Below are 14,537 nucleotides of genomic sequence, written 5' to 3'. Positions count from 1 at the left end.
AGCCCCCCGGGGCCGTCGGGATCGGGCCTGTTCGCAGGGGAGTTAATCCCAACACTGGGCCAACGAAAGTTGGTCCTTTTTGTTTTTGGGAGCCTGCTCGAGGCACGCGCGATCGCGACGTGCGCAGAGGCTCACCGCGTTCGGTTCAGTATATCTCTGGATGCATGTCGGCCGCCTCCCGCGTGGGCTGCACGACAAGCTGCGTGTCGCCAAATCAGGCGACCGACGGAAGCTGGCGCCGCAAGACGCTAGCGAAGCGAGGTGAAGGCGGCGCCGAGCATCGGGCCCGGCTTGTCGCGATTGCCGTCCTGGACATACACCGCCGCGGCATCGACGCCATCGCGCGTAATGTTCTCCAGCGGCACGGTCCAGCTCCCGGACGAACCGTTCCAGTCACCGACCTTCAGGAGATTGCGCACCACATTGTGATACGTGATCTCCTGGCCGCGGTTCTCGCCGCGCGCGATCGAGATCGCCACCGACTTCGAGATCGAGCAGATCCAGACTTCGCCGCGCGACACTGCGGGCGACTTCGACGCGGCCACCGAAACGTTGATCTGCTTGCCGGTCAGCGTCAGCGTCACCGGCACCGACATCACGCTGCCGCTCTTCTCGGTGTCCTTGATGGCGCTCTCGATGCTCGCCCGATCGCTGCCGATCACATGCGCGGAGCCATTGATCACGGCCTGCGGCGTGTAGACGTCGCGATCGCCGCGCATGTGCGAATAGGCTTTCTGGCGCGCGCTGAAACGGGAATCGGCCAGCGTGTCCTTCCAGCCGAGATAGTCCCAATAGTCGATCGGCATGCTCAGCGCGATGACGTTGGGGTCCTTGGCGAGATCACCGATGATCTTGTCCGCGGGCGGACAGGACGAGCACCCCTGCGAGGTGAAGAGTTCGACGACAGCACGCGGATCGGCGTGAGCGGGGCGGATGACTGCAACGATCGCGCAAATACCAAGAGCGCTGGACCATCGCGAGATCGAATTATAGGCCATCATCGCTGTCATACTGCGAACCAGTCGTGATGATTTCCATCCGTAATTGTACGGAGCATGAAGTCTGTCCCTGAACTTGCGTGCCCCAAAACGCGAGAAAGCGGCCTTGTCATAGGCCGCCTTCTTTTTAGTCGCCACTCACTAAGCGGTGAGGCACCGATCACAAATCCGCGTTAGGCCGCGAGTTTGCGCAGCACATAGTGCAGGATGCCGCCGTTGCGATAGTAATCGAGCTCGTCCAGCGTATCGATACGGCAGAGCAGCGGGACGTCCCGCTTGCCGCCGTCGGCGGAGACGACCTCGGCGGTCAGGGTCTGGCGCGGCTTGAGGTCGCCCTGCAGCCCGCGGATCGTGACCTTCTCGTCGCCCTTCAGGCCGAGCGAGGACCACGACGTGCCGTCCTGGAAGGTGAGCGGAAGCACGCCCATGCCAACCAGGTTGGAGCGATGGATGCGCTCGAAGCTCTGGCAGATCACCGCGCGCACGCCGAGCAGGCGCGTGCCCTTCGCAGCCCAGTCGCGCGACGAGCCGTTGCCGTATTCGGCGCCGGCGAACACCACCAGCGGCACTTCCTCCTGCTGGTACTTCATCGCCGCGTCGTAGATCGACATCTCTTCGCCGTCGGGCCAGTGCTTGGTCAGACCGCCTTCCGGAATATTGCCGTCGGCGCCCTTCAGCATGAAGTTCTTGATGCGGATGTTGGCGAAGGTGCCGCGCATCATCACTTCGTGGTTACCGCGCCGCGTGCCGTACTGGTTGAAGTCGGCGGGACGCACCTGGTGCTCGCTGAGGAACTTGCCGGCGGGCGAGGTCAGCTTGATCGAACCGGCCGGGGAGATGTGGTCGGTGGTGATCTTGTCGCCGAACATCGCCAGGATCCGGGCGTCGGCCACGTCGTTGACCGGGTCCGGCTGCTTCTTCATGCCTTCGAAATAGGGCGGGTTCTGCACATAGGTCGAGCTCATGTTCCAGCGATAGGTCTCGCTTTCCGTGGTCTTGATCTTGCGCCAGTTGGTATCGCCCTTGAACACGTCGGCGTACTTCTTCTTGAAGATGGTCGCGGTGACGTACTTCTTCATGAAGGTGTTGATCTCCTTGGTGGTCGGCCAGATGTCCTTCAGGAACACCGGCTTGCCGTCCTTGCCGATGCCGAGCGGCTCGACCGCGAGATCCTTCGTCACGGTGCCGGCAAGTGCATGCGCAACCACCAGCGGCGGCGAGGCGAGATAGTTCGCCTGCACGTCCGGCGAGACGCGGCCTTCGAAGTTGCGGTTGCCCGACAGCACGGCGGCGGCAACGATGCCGTTTTCGTTGATCGACTTCGAGATGTCTTCCGGCAGCGGGCCGGAGTTGCCGATGCAGGTCGTGCAGCCGAAGCCGACCAGGTTGAAGCCGACCTTGTCGAGATCGGTCTGCAGGCCGGAATTGGCGAGATATTCCGCCACCACCTGGCTGCCCGGCGCGAGCGAGGTCTTCACCCACGGCTTGGCCTTCAGGCCCTTGGCGGCCGCCTTGCGCGCCAAGAGGCCGGCGCCGATCAGCACGCTCGGATTCGAGGTGTTGGTGCAGGAGGTGATCGCCGCGATCACGACGTCGCCATGGCCGAGATCGAAGTCACGGCCCTCGACGGCGAAGCGCTTCGTCTCACCCTCGGGCTTCTTGTACTCGCCGACCAGCGCGGTGGCGAAACCGGTCGACACCGCGGGCAGCGCGATGCGGCCTTCGGGACGCTTCGGTCCGGCCATCGACGGCACGACGTCGCCGAGGTCGAGCGTCAGCGTGGTGGTGAACACCGGATCGGCCGACTTGGCGGTGCGGAACAGACCCTGCGCCTTGGCATAGGCCTGCACCAGCTTGACGCGATCGGCTTTGCGGCCCGAGGTCTTCAGGTAATCGATGGTCGCGGCATCGACCGGGAAGAAGCCGCAGGTCGCGCCGTATTCGGGTGCCATGTTGCCGATGGTTGCCTTGTCCGCGACCGACAGGAAATCGAGGCCGGGACCGAAGAACTCGACGAACTTGCCGACCACGCCGAGCTTGCGCAGCATCTGGGTGACGGTCAGCACGAGGTCGGTCGCGGTGACGCCTTCCTTGAGCTGGCCCTTGAGCTTGAAGCCGACCACCTCAGGCAGCAGCATCGACAACGGCTGGCCGAGCATGCAGGCCTCCGCCTCGATGCCGCCGACGCCCCAGCCGAGCACGGCGAGGCCGTTGACCATCGTGGTGTGCGAGTCGGTGCCGACCAGCGAGTCAGGATAGGCGACCTCGAAGGTGCCGGTCTTCTTGCCGACCGTCATCTTCTCCTTCTTGGTCCAGACCGTCTGCGCGAGATATTCGAGATTGACCTGGTGGCAGATGCCGGTGCCGGGCGGCACCACCGAGAAGTTCGAGAACGCCTTTTGGCCCCACTTCAGGAACTCGTAGCGCTCCTGGTTCTGCTTGTATTCCTCGGTGACGTTCTTCGCGAACGCCTTGTTGTCACCGAAGAAGTTGACGATCACCGAGTGATCGATGACGAGATCGACCGGCACCAGCGGGTTGATCTTCTCGGCATCGCCGCCGAGGTTCTGCATCGCGTTGCGCATCGCCGCGAGATCGACCACGGCCGGGACGCCGGTGAAATCCTGCATCAGCACGCGCGCCGGGCGGAAGGCGATTTCGTGCTCGAGCTGGCGCTTCTTCAGCCACTTCGACACCGCAACAATATCTTCCTTCTTGACGGTGCGGCCATCCTCGTTGCGCAGCAGGTTCTCGAGCAGAACCTTCATCGAATAGGGCAGCTTCGAAATTCCCTTCAGTCCGTTCTTCTCTGCCTGGGGCAGGCTGTAATAGACGTAGGACTTGCCGCCGACCTTCATGGTCTTGCGGCATTTGAAGCTGTCGAGCGAGGTCATGCGAGGAATCCCAATTTTCAGTTATACCCGGCAAGGGTAACTAAACACCGGCGAACGACACTGGCCGAGGGATGGCCTGGATGGCTTGCGGCCGCCGATTGTGTGTGCTGCATCAAGTTCCGGGCTTATAGAACCTTTCTAGAAGCACCGCCACACCGACAAGCGTGCGACAGCGTTGCGCGACCCAAAAATTCTCACGCGGTAGCGAAAGATTTCAGAGGGCTGTGACAAGACGAACCATGCAGCTCTCCGGACGAAATCTGAAATGCGTGCGCGGCGGACGCGAGGTGTTTTCCGGCCTCGATCTGTCGGCCACAGCCGGCGAGGCGCTCGCCATCACGGGCCCCAACGGCGCGGGCAAGACCTCGCTTCTGCGCGTGATCGCCGGGCTGCTGGTTCCCGCCGAGGGTTCGATCGCGCTTGAAGGCGGCGACGCCGAGCTCAGCCTGCCCGAACAGGCCCATTATCTTGGCCACCGCGACGCCCTGAAGCCGGCGCTCAGCGTTGCGGAAAATCTTTCCTTCTGGCGGGATTTCCTCGGTGGCGAGACGGAGGACGCCGGCCGCTGCCTTGCCGCCGTGGCGCTCGACCACGCCGCGCATCTGCCGGCGGCCTACCTCTCCGCCGGCCAGCGCCGCCGCCTCTCGATCGCGCGCCTGCTCTCGGTGCGGCGGCCGGTCTGGCTGCTGGACGAGCCGACATCGGCGCTCGATGCGGCCGGACAGGAGCTGTTCGTCGGGCTGATGCGTGATCACCTCGCCAGCGGCGGCCTGATCGTCGCGGCAACCCATCTGCCGCTCGGCATCGCCGCGCGCGACCTGCGGATGGGAGGCGCGATATGAGGGCGCTCTTCCTCTTTTCGCCCAGCACCGGTCTCACAGTCCCCTCCCCCCTTGCGGGGGAGGGTCAGGGAGAGGGGTGCCACACGACGTGCTCTTTCCGCCTATCCCTAAACGACGCTGGACCGAGATTGCACGAGCGAGTTTCCCATCGACGATCGCGCCCGGGGCCACCCCTCTCCCCAGCCCTCCCCCGCAAGGGGGGAGGGAGCACAGCGAGCACGCCGCACGATGTGGATTCAGGCGGCGACCACAGCGGAGGCGCGGCATGAGCGCGCTTGCTGCATTGATCCGCCGCGACATCCGCATCGCGCTGCGCGTGGGCGGCGGCGCGCTGATCGGGGTCTTGTTCTTCCTCACCGTCACGGTGCTGATGCCGTTCGCGGTCGGGCCGGATCTGGCGCTGCTGTCGCGGCTCGGTCCCGCCATTCTCTGGCTCGGCGCGCTGCTGGCGAGCTTGCTCACGCTCGACCGGCTGTTCACGGCCGACCATGAGGACGGCTCGCTCGACCTCATCGTGATGAGCCGGACGCCGCTGGAACTCGCCTGCGCCGCCAAGGCGCTGGCGCATTGGATCGCCGCCGGCCTGCCATTGATCATCGCGACGCCGGTGCTCGGCCTGCTGCTCAATCTCGACGGCACGGCGACACTTGCGGTTGCGGCGACCTTGCTGGCGGGAACACCAGCGCTGACCTTCACCGGCATGATCGGCGCGGCATTGGCGGTAACGCTGCATCGCGGCGGGCTGCTGCTCGCGGTGCTGGTGCTGCCGCTGTCGATCCCGGTGCTGATCTTCGGCGTTGCGGCCTCCCAGGCGGCGATATCGGGGCCGCTGCCCTTTGGAACACCGTTCTCGATCCTCTGCGCGCTGTCACTTGCCAGCCTCGTGATCGGCCCGTTCGCCGCCGCCGCGAGCCTGCGGCACGGGCTGGACTGAAATGGGCAAGATCAAATTGGGCAAGATCAAATCTCGACGAGAGCAGTTCGGCCAATTGCCTGCGACACAGCGGACGACTATCAGGGTGCCATGACGCTGACCGACTTCGCCAATCCGACCAAGTTCCTGGCGCTGACCGCGCGGATCCTGCCATGGCTTGCGGGCGTGACCGCGATCCTGCTCGCGATCGGGCTCTACGGGTCGGCCATGGCGCCCGACGACTACCAGCAGGGCGCCACGGTGAAGATCATGTTCATCCACGTGCCGAATGCGTGGCTGTCGATGTTCGTCTGGGGCGTCATGAGCGTGGCCGCGCTCGGCACGCTGGTGTGGCGGCATCCGCTTGCCGACGTCGCGGCGAAGGCCGCAGCTCCGATCGGCGCCGCCTTCACCTTCCTTGCGCTCGTCACCGGCTCGCTATGGGGCCGGCCGATGTGGGGCACCTATTGGGAATGGGATGCGCGCCTGACCTCGGTGCTGATCCTGTTCCTGATGTATCTCGGCCTGATTGCGCTGTGGCGCGCGGTGGAGGACCCGTCGCGCGCGGCGCGGGCGGCAGCCGTCCTGACCCTGGTCGGCGCGATCAACATCCCGATCATCAAATTTTCGGTCGACTGGTGGAACACGCTGCACCAGCCGGCCTCGGTGTTTCGTGCGGGCGGGCCGACGCTCGACAAGGCGTTCCTGTGGCCGCTGCTGGTGATGGCAATAGCGTTTTCGTTGCTCTTCATCACCTTGCATCTGGCGGCGATGCGCAACGAGATCCTGCGCCGGCGCGTGCGCAGCCTGCAGATGATGCAAGCTAACCAACAGGCGGCATGACACGATGTCGCTTGGTCCCTACGCCTCCTTCATCGTGACGTCCTATGCGCTGGTCGCGGCGGTCGTGCTGCTGTTGATCATCTGGATCAGCGCCGATTATCGCCGGCAGCAGGCCCGCCTCAGGGAGATCGAGGCCAGCGGCGTAACGCGCCGCTCCGGCCGCAGCGCGGCGGACATAAGATGAGCGAGCAGGCGACAAACGGCCCGCCGCAAACCCGCCGCCTGCTGGTGGTGCTGCCGCTCATCTTTTTCCTGGGGCTCGCCGGACTGTTCCTGCTGCGGCTCTATGGCGGGGATCCCTCGAAGATCCCGTCGGCACTGATCGGACGGCCCGCGCCGCAGACCGCCCTGCCCGCGCTCGACGGCCTGGTGCGGGACGGCGCGCCGGTGCCGGGTCTCGATCCCACCGCTTTCAAGGGCAAGGTCAGCATCGTCAACGTCTGGGCGTCCTGGTGCGTGCCCTGCCATGATGAAGCGCCGCTGCTGACCGAGCTCGGCAAGGACAAGCGCTTCCAGATCATCGGCATCAACTACAAGGACTCGCCGGAGAATGCGCGCCGCTTCCTCGGACGCTACGGCAATCCGTTCGGCATCGTCGGCGTCGACGGCAACGGCCGCGCCTCGATCGAATGGGGCGTCTATGGCGTGCCCGAAACCTTCGTGGTCGGGCGCGAGGGCACGATCGTCTACAAGCTGGTCGGCCCGGTGACGCCGGACAACGTCAACACCGTGCTCAAGGCCGAGATTGAGAAGGCGCTGCGCGCGAGCAAATAATCGCGCCGTCATTTGCGCGGATGCGCGAACCGATTACGCGCGAAAAGCTGCGACAAAATAATTCGACACGTTTATCTGCGGTTCATTTCGCGGCCATGGCAACGCCATGAACGCAGCCCCAACTCACTGGCGTTGACATCAACGTTCCTCTGGAGGGGACATATGCGCAAGACCACGCTCGCTTCACTGCTCGCCACCGCGCTCACGCTCGGCGTGATGACGGCCGCGCCGTCGTTCGCTCAAACCCCGCAGCCGGCCGCGCCCGCCGCAAAGTCCGAGACCAGGATGGCTCCCGCGCCGAAGGCGGCCGCCCCTGAATTGAAAACGACGGGGATGGCGAAGGACGATTTGCTCGACATCAACAGCGCCAGCACCGACCAGCTCGACGCGCTGCCCGGCGTCGGCAAGGCCTACTCGGCTGCGATCATCAAGGGCCGCCCCTACAAGGGCAAGGATGAACTGGTGCAGAAGAACATCCTGCCGCAGGCGACCTACGACAAGATCAAGGACAAGATCATCGCTAAGCAGAAGAGCTGATTTCTGAAGAGCTGATCTCTAAGGTCTCGGACGCAGCGCGGCACAATCGCCCGCGCTGCGTTCGGAGTTACTTCCGCAGATCGCCCGCGTCCGCCTCGCTGGTCTCCAGCGAGACCGGCTCCAGATGATAGCGCTTGGTCAGCGGCATCTGCGCGATAGCGAAGATCATGGTCAACGGGGTGACGCCGAACACCTTGAAGTTCACCCAGAAATCGGTGGTCTGCGTGCGCCAGACGATCTCGTTGAGGATTGCCATGCCGGCGAAGAACAACGCCCAGCGCATGGTGAGGATGCGCCAGCCCTGCGGCGTCAGATTGAACATCTGGTCGAACATCACGGCGATGAACGAACGGCCAAACAGCAGTCCTCCGCCGAGCACGGCCGCAAACAGGCCGTAGATAATGGTCGGCTTGACCTTGATGAAGGTCTCGTCGTGCAGCACCAGTGTCAGGGTGCCGAACACCAGCACGATCGCGCCGGTCACAAGCGCCATGATCGGCACGTGCTTGGTCACTACGTAGGATGCGATCATCGCCGCGACGATCGCCACCATGAACGCGCCGGTTGCGACGAACAGATGGTACTTGGCGTTCGCGACAAAGAAAACGAGCAGCGGCCCGAGTTCGGTCGCGAGCTTGAACAGCGGATGCGGCTGAGTCTTGTCCATTATGCGTCGATTCCAGCAATTGCCTTGGCAAAATCCTTCGCCGTGAAGGGGGCGAGATCCTCGACGCCTTCGCCGACGCCGATGAAATGCACCGGCAGCTTGTGCTTCTCCGACAGCGCGACGAGGATGCCGCCGCGCGCGGTGCCGTCGAGCTTGGTCATCACGAGGCCGGTGACACCTGCCGTACGATGAAACGCCTCGACCTGCGACAGCGCATTTTGTCCCACCGTGGCGTCGAGCACGAGCAGCACGGCGTGCGGCGCCGACGCATCGACCTTCTTGATGACGCGCACGACCTTTTCGAGCTCGTTCATCAGCTCGGACTTGTTCTGCAGCCGGCCGGCGGTGTCGATCAGCAGCACGTCGCGCTGCTGCTCTTTCGCCGCGGTCAGCGCGCTGAAGGCGAGGCTTGCCGAATCCGAGCCCTGGGCGCCGGCGATGACCGGCGACTTGGTGCGTTCGCCCCAGACCTTGAGCTGCTCGATCGCCGCGGCGCGGAACGTGTCGCCGGCCGCGAGCATGACCTTGCGGCCCTCGGCAGAAAATTTCGCGGCCAGCTTGCCGATCGTCGTGGTCTTGCCGGAGCCGTTGACGCCGATGACGAGGATGACGAACGGCTTCCTGGCGGCATCGATCTCGAGCGGCTTGGCCACCGGTGCCAGCACCTTCTCGACCTCGGTCGCGACCACCGACTTGACCTCATCGGCCGAGATCGCCTTGTCGTAGCGGCCCTTGCCGACCGCCTCCGCGATCCGCACCGAGACCTCGGTGCCGAGATCGGCGCGCAGCAGCACATCCTCGATGTCATCGAGCATGGCACGGTCGAGCTTGCGCTTGGTGACGAGATCGGCGACCGCCGTCCCCAGCGCACCGGAGGTGCGCTTCAGGCCGCCCTTCAGGCGCTGCCACCAGCTCTGTTTTGGAGTTCCCGCAGTGGTATCGTTCATGTCTAGTGTCCGGGCTCTAACATTCGCATCCCGTTGCGGCTAGCTCTGTTGCGAATGTTAGAGCCGAAGGGACACTAGAGAATCTTGATTCTGGTGCGGCTTTTCGGATTTGACATTCGCTCGCCGGTGCGTGGAAACAAGAAGCGAATGTCAAATCCGCCGCACCAGGGGACGTGTTAGCCGTTTCGGCCCATAAACGAAAGTCTCGACGAATTGATTGATGTTCCCCAATTGACCGCGGAAGAAATCCTGGGCCGCGTGCTCCACCGCGACGGACTGATGCTGGTGATCGACAAGCCGGCGGGCCTGCCGGTGCATCGCGGCCCCAAGGGCGGGCCCAATCTGGAGGCATCGTTCGACGCGCTGCGGTTCGGCCTGCCGCGGCCGCCGGTGCTGGCACATCGGCTGGACAAGGACACCTCCGGCTGCCTCGTGCTGGGACGCCATCGCAAGGCGACCGCCTCGCTCGGGCTGTTGTTCAAGCACGGCAAGATCGCGAAGACCTACTGGACCGTGGTCGAGGGCGGGCCCACCGAGGACGAAGGCACCATCGACATGCCGCTCGGCCGGCTCAACGCCGAGCGCGGCTGGTGGCAGAAGCCGGATCCGGACGGGCAGAAGGCGATCACCAACTGGAAGGTGCTGGGACGCGGCGAGGGCCTCGCCTGGCTGGCGATGGAGCCGGTCACCGGCCGCACCCATCAACTGCGGGTGCATTCAGCGGCGATGGGCTGGCCGATCGTCGGCGACAACATCTACGGCAACGGTCCGCGCTTCGGCGAGCCGATCCTGCACCTGCACTCCCGCGAAATCGGCATCCCGATCTCGCGCAACAAGGAGCCGGTGCATGTCGTCGCGCCCGCGCCGGACCACATGCACGAGCGGCTCAAGAGCTGCGGCTGGAACGGGCAGTGACCTCCGTGATTTTACGGACAAGTATCCTTTACGGAACATTCAGGCCCATCCGGTAGTCCTGCAGGCGGCTTAGAAAAAGCGCGCCACCACGGCTCAGGACGAGCAATGCTGAATGCTGGGCAAGGGATTGTCGACGAAGTCGAGGCCGCGATACGCGGCGGCTCCGCCGAAAAATGCATAGCAACGGCAAAGCGCGTCACCGGCCTTTTCCTCGCCTCCGCCGGCAGCTTCAACAGCGAACAGGTCGAGCTGTTCGACAATGTGCTCGAGCGCCTCGTGAAGACCATCGAGTTGCGGGCGCTTGCCGACATCAGCGCCCGGATGGCGCTCACCGACATCAGCGAACAGCTCGCACCGGTCACCCAGGCACCGCCCGCGATCATTCGCCGTCTCGCGAGCAATGACGAGATCAGGATCGCCCGGCCGATCCTGCAGGAATCGTCGCGTCTCAACACGGAAGATCTGGTCGAGATCGCGAAGACCAAGAGCGAGCTGCATCTGCTCGCCGTCGCCGGCCGCTGGTGGCTGAAGGAAGTCGTCACCGACGCGCTGTTGGCCCGTCGCTTCGCGAGCGTCAGTCACCGCCTAGTGAGCAATCCCGGCGCCAAGGTGTCGGCGGACGGGTTCGCAATCATCCTCGCGCAGGCCGAGCACGACCCGGTGCTTGCGGTCCAGACCGGTATCCGCGCGGATCTGCCCCCGGAGCTTCGTGTTCAGCTCCTGCACGATGCAACGGAAGAGGTGCGCAGCCGCTTGCTGCAACGCGCGCCCTCGCATCTGTTCGAGGAGATCCGCCACGCCGTCGCCGCGGTCGCCGCCGGCGTCGAGCGTGAGATGTCGCGGGCTCGGGACTTCACCGCAGCCAGGCGTCACATCGCAAGGCTGAAAGATTCCGGCGAGCTCAACGAGGCCGCCCTGCTCGGCTTCGCCAGGCAACGAATGTATGAGGAAACCATCGCTGCCCTGGCGGAGCTTGCGCAGGCAAGCATCGAGGTGATCCGTCCCCTGATGCAAAGCCTCCGCAGCGAAGGTCTGCTGGTGCCCTGCCGGGCTGCGGGGTTGAGCTGGGAGACGACGGCCGCGGTGATGGAATGCCGCTATTCGACCGGATCGATGGGGCCGGTCGAGCTCGCCAACGCGAAGAGCCAGTTCACGCGAATAACGCATGCCAACGCCGACCGCATGCTGCGGTTCTGGCAGGTGCGCGCGTCGCAGCCGCCGAAGCCCGGCGAACGCAGCCGTTGATCATCTCGCGCGCAATGCGCGGGACCGATTTCGATTCGACCTTTCATACAGCATATTCGGTGTCATCACACGCGCATGCGGGCGATCCAGTACTCCAGAGACGCCGATGCTTGAGCCGAGAGGCCGCGGCGTACTGGATCGCCCGGTCGAGCCGGGCGATGACGGTGTGGGTGAAGACGCAGCTTCGCATTCTCGCGACCTGAATTGTCCGAGGTTTGCTCTTCATTCCGCCCTCTCTCGATCAGAGGGCGCAGGGAAAGCCGGGTGCCGATCGCACCCATGGGCCCCGAGCAATGGGTAGAAAGCTCGGGGGTAGGACCACAGGTGTAACCGGAAACAACCCGGCTTTCCCTGCGCGATGGGTTACGGCTTACTTCGTGCTCTCCCCGGCGAGACTGGGCTTGCTTGTCACCAACGTCGCCTTCTGAATGCGAAGCAGAAATCGCCGAGCCCGGCCGTCATCGACGGCTTTTGACCCGTCTCGGACATTCCTTTGATCTAGATCAACACGGAGGTGGGCCGCTTCGCTTTTTTTTGCGCGTGCTTAAGGCGGCTGGCATCCTTGTGCTCCCGGCTATGCCGCCGCGATCGCCCGGCCGCGCCGCAATGCCGAGCCGATCGACAGCTTGCAAACATGTTGGCCTCAGGTGGCCTCGCCAGGAAAAGGATCACGTCATGAGTAACGATAGGATTCCGGAAAAGCCTGAGATGAGCACGGGACCAAGCGGCGCAGGATTGAAACGCCGCGATCTCTTGTTGAGTGGTAGTTCTCTCGTCGCGGCTTCGGCGCTCTCGGCCGTCGGATTGACCAGCCCTACACAAGCGCAGCAACCAACTACGGCGCCTACACCCGCGGCGGCCGGCCAGCGGCCAAACATCGTCTTTATCATGGGTGACGACATTGGCTGGTTCAACATCGGCGCCTATCACCAGGGCATCATGGCCAGCCGGACACCAAACCTCGACAAGCTCGCCGCGGAAGGCATGCGCTTCACCGACTACTACGCCGAGGCGAGCTGCACCGCAGGGCGCGCCAACTTCATTACCGGCGAATTGCCGATCCGCACCGGGCTTACCACGGTCGGCCAGGCCGGCTCCCCCATAGGCATGCCGGCGCAAGCGCCGACCATTGCGACCGCGCTGAAATCCATGGGCTACGCTACCGGACAGTTCGGCAAGAACCACCTTGGCGACCTCAACGAATTCCTGCCGACCGTGCACGGCTTCGATGAGTTCTTTGGCTACCTGTATCACCTCGACGCGATGGAAGATCCGGCCCACCGCAACTACCCCCAAGCGCTCTTGGCTACAGTCGGTCCCCGCAACATGGTTCATTCATGGGCGACCAATGTCGACGATCCGTCGGTGCAAACGCGGTGGGGCAAGATCGGCAAGCAGCGGATCGAAGACGCCGGGCCGCTTTATCCGAAGCGGATGGAAACGGTCGATGACGAGATTCTGCAAACCACCTTCGCTTTCATCGATAAGGCGAAGCAGGACAACAAGCCGTTCTTCGTCTGGCTCAACCCGACGCGCATGCACGTCGTCACCCATCTTTCGGAAAAATACGAGAACATGCGCAACTCGGAGAACGGCTGGTCGATTTCCGAGGGCGGGTTCGCCCAGCTCGACGACATCGTCGGCGCCGTGATGAAGAAGCTCAAGGACGAGGGCTTCGACAACAACACGATCGTCGCGTTTACAACCGACAACGGCGCGGAGAACTTCACTTGGCCGGATGGCGGCCAGACGCCGTTCGCGGGCGGCAAGGGAACGGCGCTGGAGGGCGGTTTCCGCGTGCCCTGCATGATTCGCTGGCCGGGCAAGGTGCCGGCGGGAAAGGTCGAAAACGGCATTATCTCCGGACTCGACTGGTTCCCGACCTTCGTCGCCGCCGCCGGCAATCCGAATATTGCCGACGAGTTGAGGAAGGGAAAGCAGCTCGGCGACAAGACCTATAAGGTCTACCTCGATGGGTACAACCAGATGGACCTGATTACCGGAAAGGGCCCGTCTGCCCGCCACTCGGTCTTCTATTTCACTGAGGGCACACTGAGCGCGGTGCGCATCGACGACTTCAAGTATCGCTTCACGGATCAGCCGAGCGGCTGGTTAGGCGGCACGGTAAAGGTTGATTGGCCGATCCTCACCAACATTCGGCTTGATCCGTTCGAACGCACGAACTTGCCCAACGGCGCGCAGGGGTCGTTGGCATTCTATAACTGGTTTGTTTTCGAGTTCTGGCGGTTCCAGTTCGTGCAGCAGGAGGTCGGCAAGCTCGCCCAAACTGCGATCGAGTTTCCACCCATGCAGAAGGGCGCGAGTTTCAACCTGGAAGCCGTCAAGGAGCAGATCGAGAAGGCCATGCAGTCGCATGCTGGCAAATGAAATATGCGGTGACGGGCGCACCAATCCGGGTGGGCCCGTCCGGAAAGCATAATTTAGCGACTGGAGCACGACCAAAGCTCGCACTTCCGCTATTGGTCCAAAGCCAGCATGCATTCACATCGGCTCCACGTCCTCCTTCGAAGGCAAGGCGGACCTGGCGATTTTAATGAATGAAACACTCTAGATTGCGTCGCCGCAGCGCGGCTTTGCCGGCCGCGCCCAGCTGCTTGGCACGCTCCCTGATCGCGCCGCCTTGGATCTGCGGCATCCGTGCGGCCGGCGTGCCCGGGCGTTTCGAATAGGGAAACACGTGCAGGAAGGTGAGATCGCATTCCGCGACCAGATCGAGCGAGCGCGCGAACATCTCCTCGGTCTCGGTCGGGAAGCCCACGATGATGGCGGCGCCGAGAGCGATATCCGGCCGCAGCCGGAGGCCGGTTGTGGCCGAGAGCGGGCAAACTTGGTGGCGCACGCCGATGTCGGACTTTGACCCGTAGCGGTCCTGCGCTGATTGAGCGCCGTAGATTAGCCGCCGCCGAACTTGGATGGATCATTGTAGGCAGGAGGATCGTCG

At 63.8% G+C, this 14,537-nt stretch carries 13 protein-coding genes and 1 pseudogene; 9 read left to right on the top strand and 5 right to left on the bottom strand.

Features of this window, described 5'->3' with window-relative positions:
• Positions 1–248 precede the first annotated feature (248 nt).
• Together G6P99_RS02255 and acnA are read right to left on the bottom strand one after the other, a co-directional pair.
• A complete protein-coding gene (locus G6P99_RS02255; RefSeq protein WP_029081316.1) occupies positions 249–1,010 on the bottom strand; it encodes a DUF1223 domain-containing protein in 762 nt (253 codons plus the stop codon).
• A gap of 161 nt (positions 1,011–1,171) precedes the next feature.
• Positions 1,172–3,892: an aconitate hydratase AcnA gene (gene acnA, locus G6P99_RS02250; RefSeq protein ID WP_029081315.1), complete on the bottom strand. Its 2,721-nt coding sequence runs from the start codon at positions 3,890–3,892 to the stop codon at positions 1,172–1,174.
• A gap of 239 nt (positions 3,893–4,131) precedes the next feature.
• Here acnA and ccmA point away from each other — a divergent pair, with 239 nt between their 5' ends.
• The 6 genes from ccmA to G6P99_RS02220 all read left to right on the top strand — a co-directional run bounded on the left by ccmA (position 4,132) and on the right by G6P99_RS02220 (position 7,801).
• The gene (gene ccmA / locus G6P99_RS02245; protein WP_029081314.1) at positions 4,132–4,734 is read left to right on the top strand and encodes a heme ABC exporter ATP-binding protein CcmA; all 603 of its coding nucleotides are present in this window, start codon (positions 4,132–4,134) and stop codon (positions 4,732–4,734) included.
• 265 nt (positions 4,735–4,999) lie between these two features.
• Complete coding sequence (ccmB, locus tag G6P99_RS02240) at positions 5,000–5,668, top strand: heme exporter protein CcmB (protein WP_021078801.1); 669 nt, start codon at positions 5,000–5,002, stop codon at positions 5,666–5,668.
• Positions 5,669–5,758: 90 nt separating this feature from the next.
• Positions 5,759–6,490 carry a heme ABC transporter permease gene (locus G6P99_RS02235; protein WP_029081313.1) on the top strand — a complete coding sequence of 244 codons (732 nt, stop codon included), beginning with the start codon at positions 5,759–5,761 and terminating at the stop codon, positions 6,488–6,490.
• Between the two features lie 4 nt (positions 6,491–6,494).
• A complete protein-coding gene (gene ccmD, locus G6P99_RS02230) occupies positions 6,495–6,674 on the top strand; it encodes a heme exporter protein CcmD (RefSeq protein WP_029081312.1) in 180 nt (59 codons plus the stop codon).
• Positions 6,671–7,264, top strand: a complete 594-nt coding sequence (locus G6P99_RS02225; protein WP_029081311.1) for a DsbE family thiol:disulfide interchange protein — start codon at positions 6,671–6,673, stop codon at positions 7,262–7,264. Before ccmD ends, G6P99_RS02225 begins: the two co-directional genes overlap by 4 nt.
• Before the next feature lie 162 nt (positions 7,265–7,426).
• Entirely contained in the window at positions 7,427–7,801 is a 375-nt protein-coding gene (locus G6P99_RS02220; RefSeq protein WP_165127127.1) for a ComEA family DNA-binding protein, read from the top strand.
• A 67-nt stretch (positions 7,802–7,868) separates the two neighbouring features.
• On the opposite strand, the gene G6P99_RS02215 is transcribed toward G6P99_RS02220, so the two are convergent.
• A complete protein-coding gene (locus G6P99_RS02215) occupies positions 7,869–8,468 on the bottom strand; it encodes a septation protein A (protein ID WP_165127125.1) in 600 nt (199 codons plus the stop codon).
• The gene (gene ftsY, locus G6P99_RS02210; RefSeq protein ID WP_029081308.1) at positions 8,468–9,415 is read right to left on the bottom strand and encodes a signal recognition particle-docking protein FtsY; all 948 of its coding nucleotides are present in this window, start codon (positions 9,413–9,415) and stop codon (positions 8,468–8,470) included. The genes G6P99_RS02215 and ftsY overlap by 1 nt, the downstream gene beginning before the upstream one ends.
• A gap of 213 nt (positions 9,416–9,628) precedes the next feature.
• Between ftsY and G6P99_RS02205 the strand changes: the two genes are divergently transcribed.
• The 3 genes from G6P99_RS02205 to G6P99_RS02195 all read left to right on the top strand — a co-directional run bounded on the left by G6P99_RS02205 (position 9,629) and on the right by G6P99_RS02195 (position 13,963).
• Positions 9,629–10,330 (top strand): RluA family pseudouridine synthase, encoded by a 702-nt coding sequence (locus G6P99_RS02205; RefSeq protein ID WP_165127123.1) that lies wholly within the window; start codon positions 9,629–9,631, stop codon positions 10,328–10,330.
• A gap of 105 nt (positions 10,331–10,435) precedes the next feature.
• Complete coding sequence (locus tag G6P99_RS02200; protein WP_029081306.1) at positions 10,436–11,575, top strand: DUF2336 domain-containing protein; 1,140 nt, start codon at positions 10,436–10,438, stop codon at positions 11,573–11,575.
• Positions 11,576–12,283: 708 nt separating this feature from the next.
• On the top strand, positions 12,284–13,963 hold the full coding sequence (locus G6P99_RS02195; RefSeq protein WP_084518476.1) for an arylsulfatase: 1,680 nt from the start codon (positions 12,284–12,286) through the stop codon (positions 13,961–13,963).
• 187 nt (positions 13,964–14,150) lie between these two features.
• Here the strand turns inward: G6P99_RS02195 and G6P99_RS02190 are convergent.
• Positions 14,151–14,393: pseudogene (locus G6P99_RS02190) on the bottom strand (tRNA (N(6)-L-threonylcarbamoyladenosine(37)-C(2))-methylthiotransferase MtaB); the annotation flags it as partial.
• Between the last annotated feature and the right edge of the window lie 144 nt (positions 14,394–14,537).

The organism is Bradyrhizobium sp. 6(2017) (assembly GCF_011058295.2).
Classification (GTDB): Bacteria; Pseudomonadota; Alphaproteobacteria; order Rhizobiales; family Xanthobacteraceae; genus Bradyrhizobium; species Bradyrhizobium septentrionale.
This window is presented reverse-complemented; position numbering and strand designations above follow the sequence as displayed.

Coding starts and splice junctions, on each gene's coding strand:
- G6P99_RS02255 (WP_029081316.1), bottom strand. CDS start 1,010: ATGACAGCGATGATGGCCTATAATTCGATCTCGCGATGGTCCAGCGCT.
- acnA (WP_029081315.1), bottom strand. CDS start 3,892: ATGACCTCGCTCGACAGCTTCAAATGCCGCAAGACCATGAAGGTCGGC.
- ccmA (WP_029081314.1), top strand. CDS start 4,132: ATGCAGCTCTCCGGACGAAATCTGAAATGCGTGCGCGGCGGACGCGAG.
- ccmB (WP_021078801.1), top strand. CDS start 5,000: ATGAGCGCGCTTGCTGCATTGATCCGCCGCGACATCCGCATCGCGCTG.
- G6P99_RS02235 (WP_029081313.1), top strand. CDS start 5,759: ATGACGCTGACCGACTTCGCCAATCCGACCAAGTTCCTGGCGCTGACC.
- ccmD (WP_029081312.1), top strand. CDS start 6,495: ATGTCGCTTGGTCCCTACGCCTCCTTCATCGTGACGTCCTATGCGCTG.
- G6P99_RS02225 (WP_029081311.1), top strand. CDS start 6,671: ATGAGCGAGCAGGCGACAAACGGCCCGCCGCAAACCCGCCGCCTGCTG.
- G6P99_RS02220 (WP_165127127.1), top strand. CDS start 7,427: ATGCGCAAGACCACGCTCGCTTCACTGCTCGCCACCGCGCTCACGCTC.
- G6P99_RS02215 (WP_165127125.1), bottom strand. CDS start 8,468: ATGGACAAGACTCAGCCGCATCCGCTGTTCAAGCTCGCGACCGAACTC.
- ftsY (WP_029081308.1), bottom strand. CDS start 9,415: ATGAACGATACCACTGCGGGAACTCCAAAACAGAGCTGGTGGCAGCGC.
- G6P99_RS02200 (WP_029081306.1), top strand. CDS start 10,436: ATGCTGAATGCTGGGCAAGGGATTGTCGACGAAGTCGAGGCCGCGATA.
- G6P99_RS02195 (WP_084518476.1), top strand. CDS start 12,284: ATGAGCACGGGACCAAGCGGCGCAGGATTGAAACGCCGCGATCTCTTG.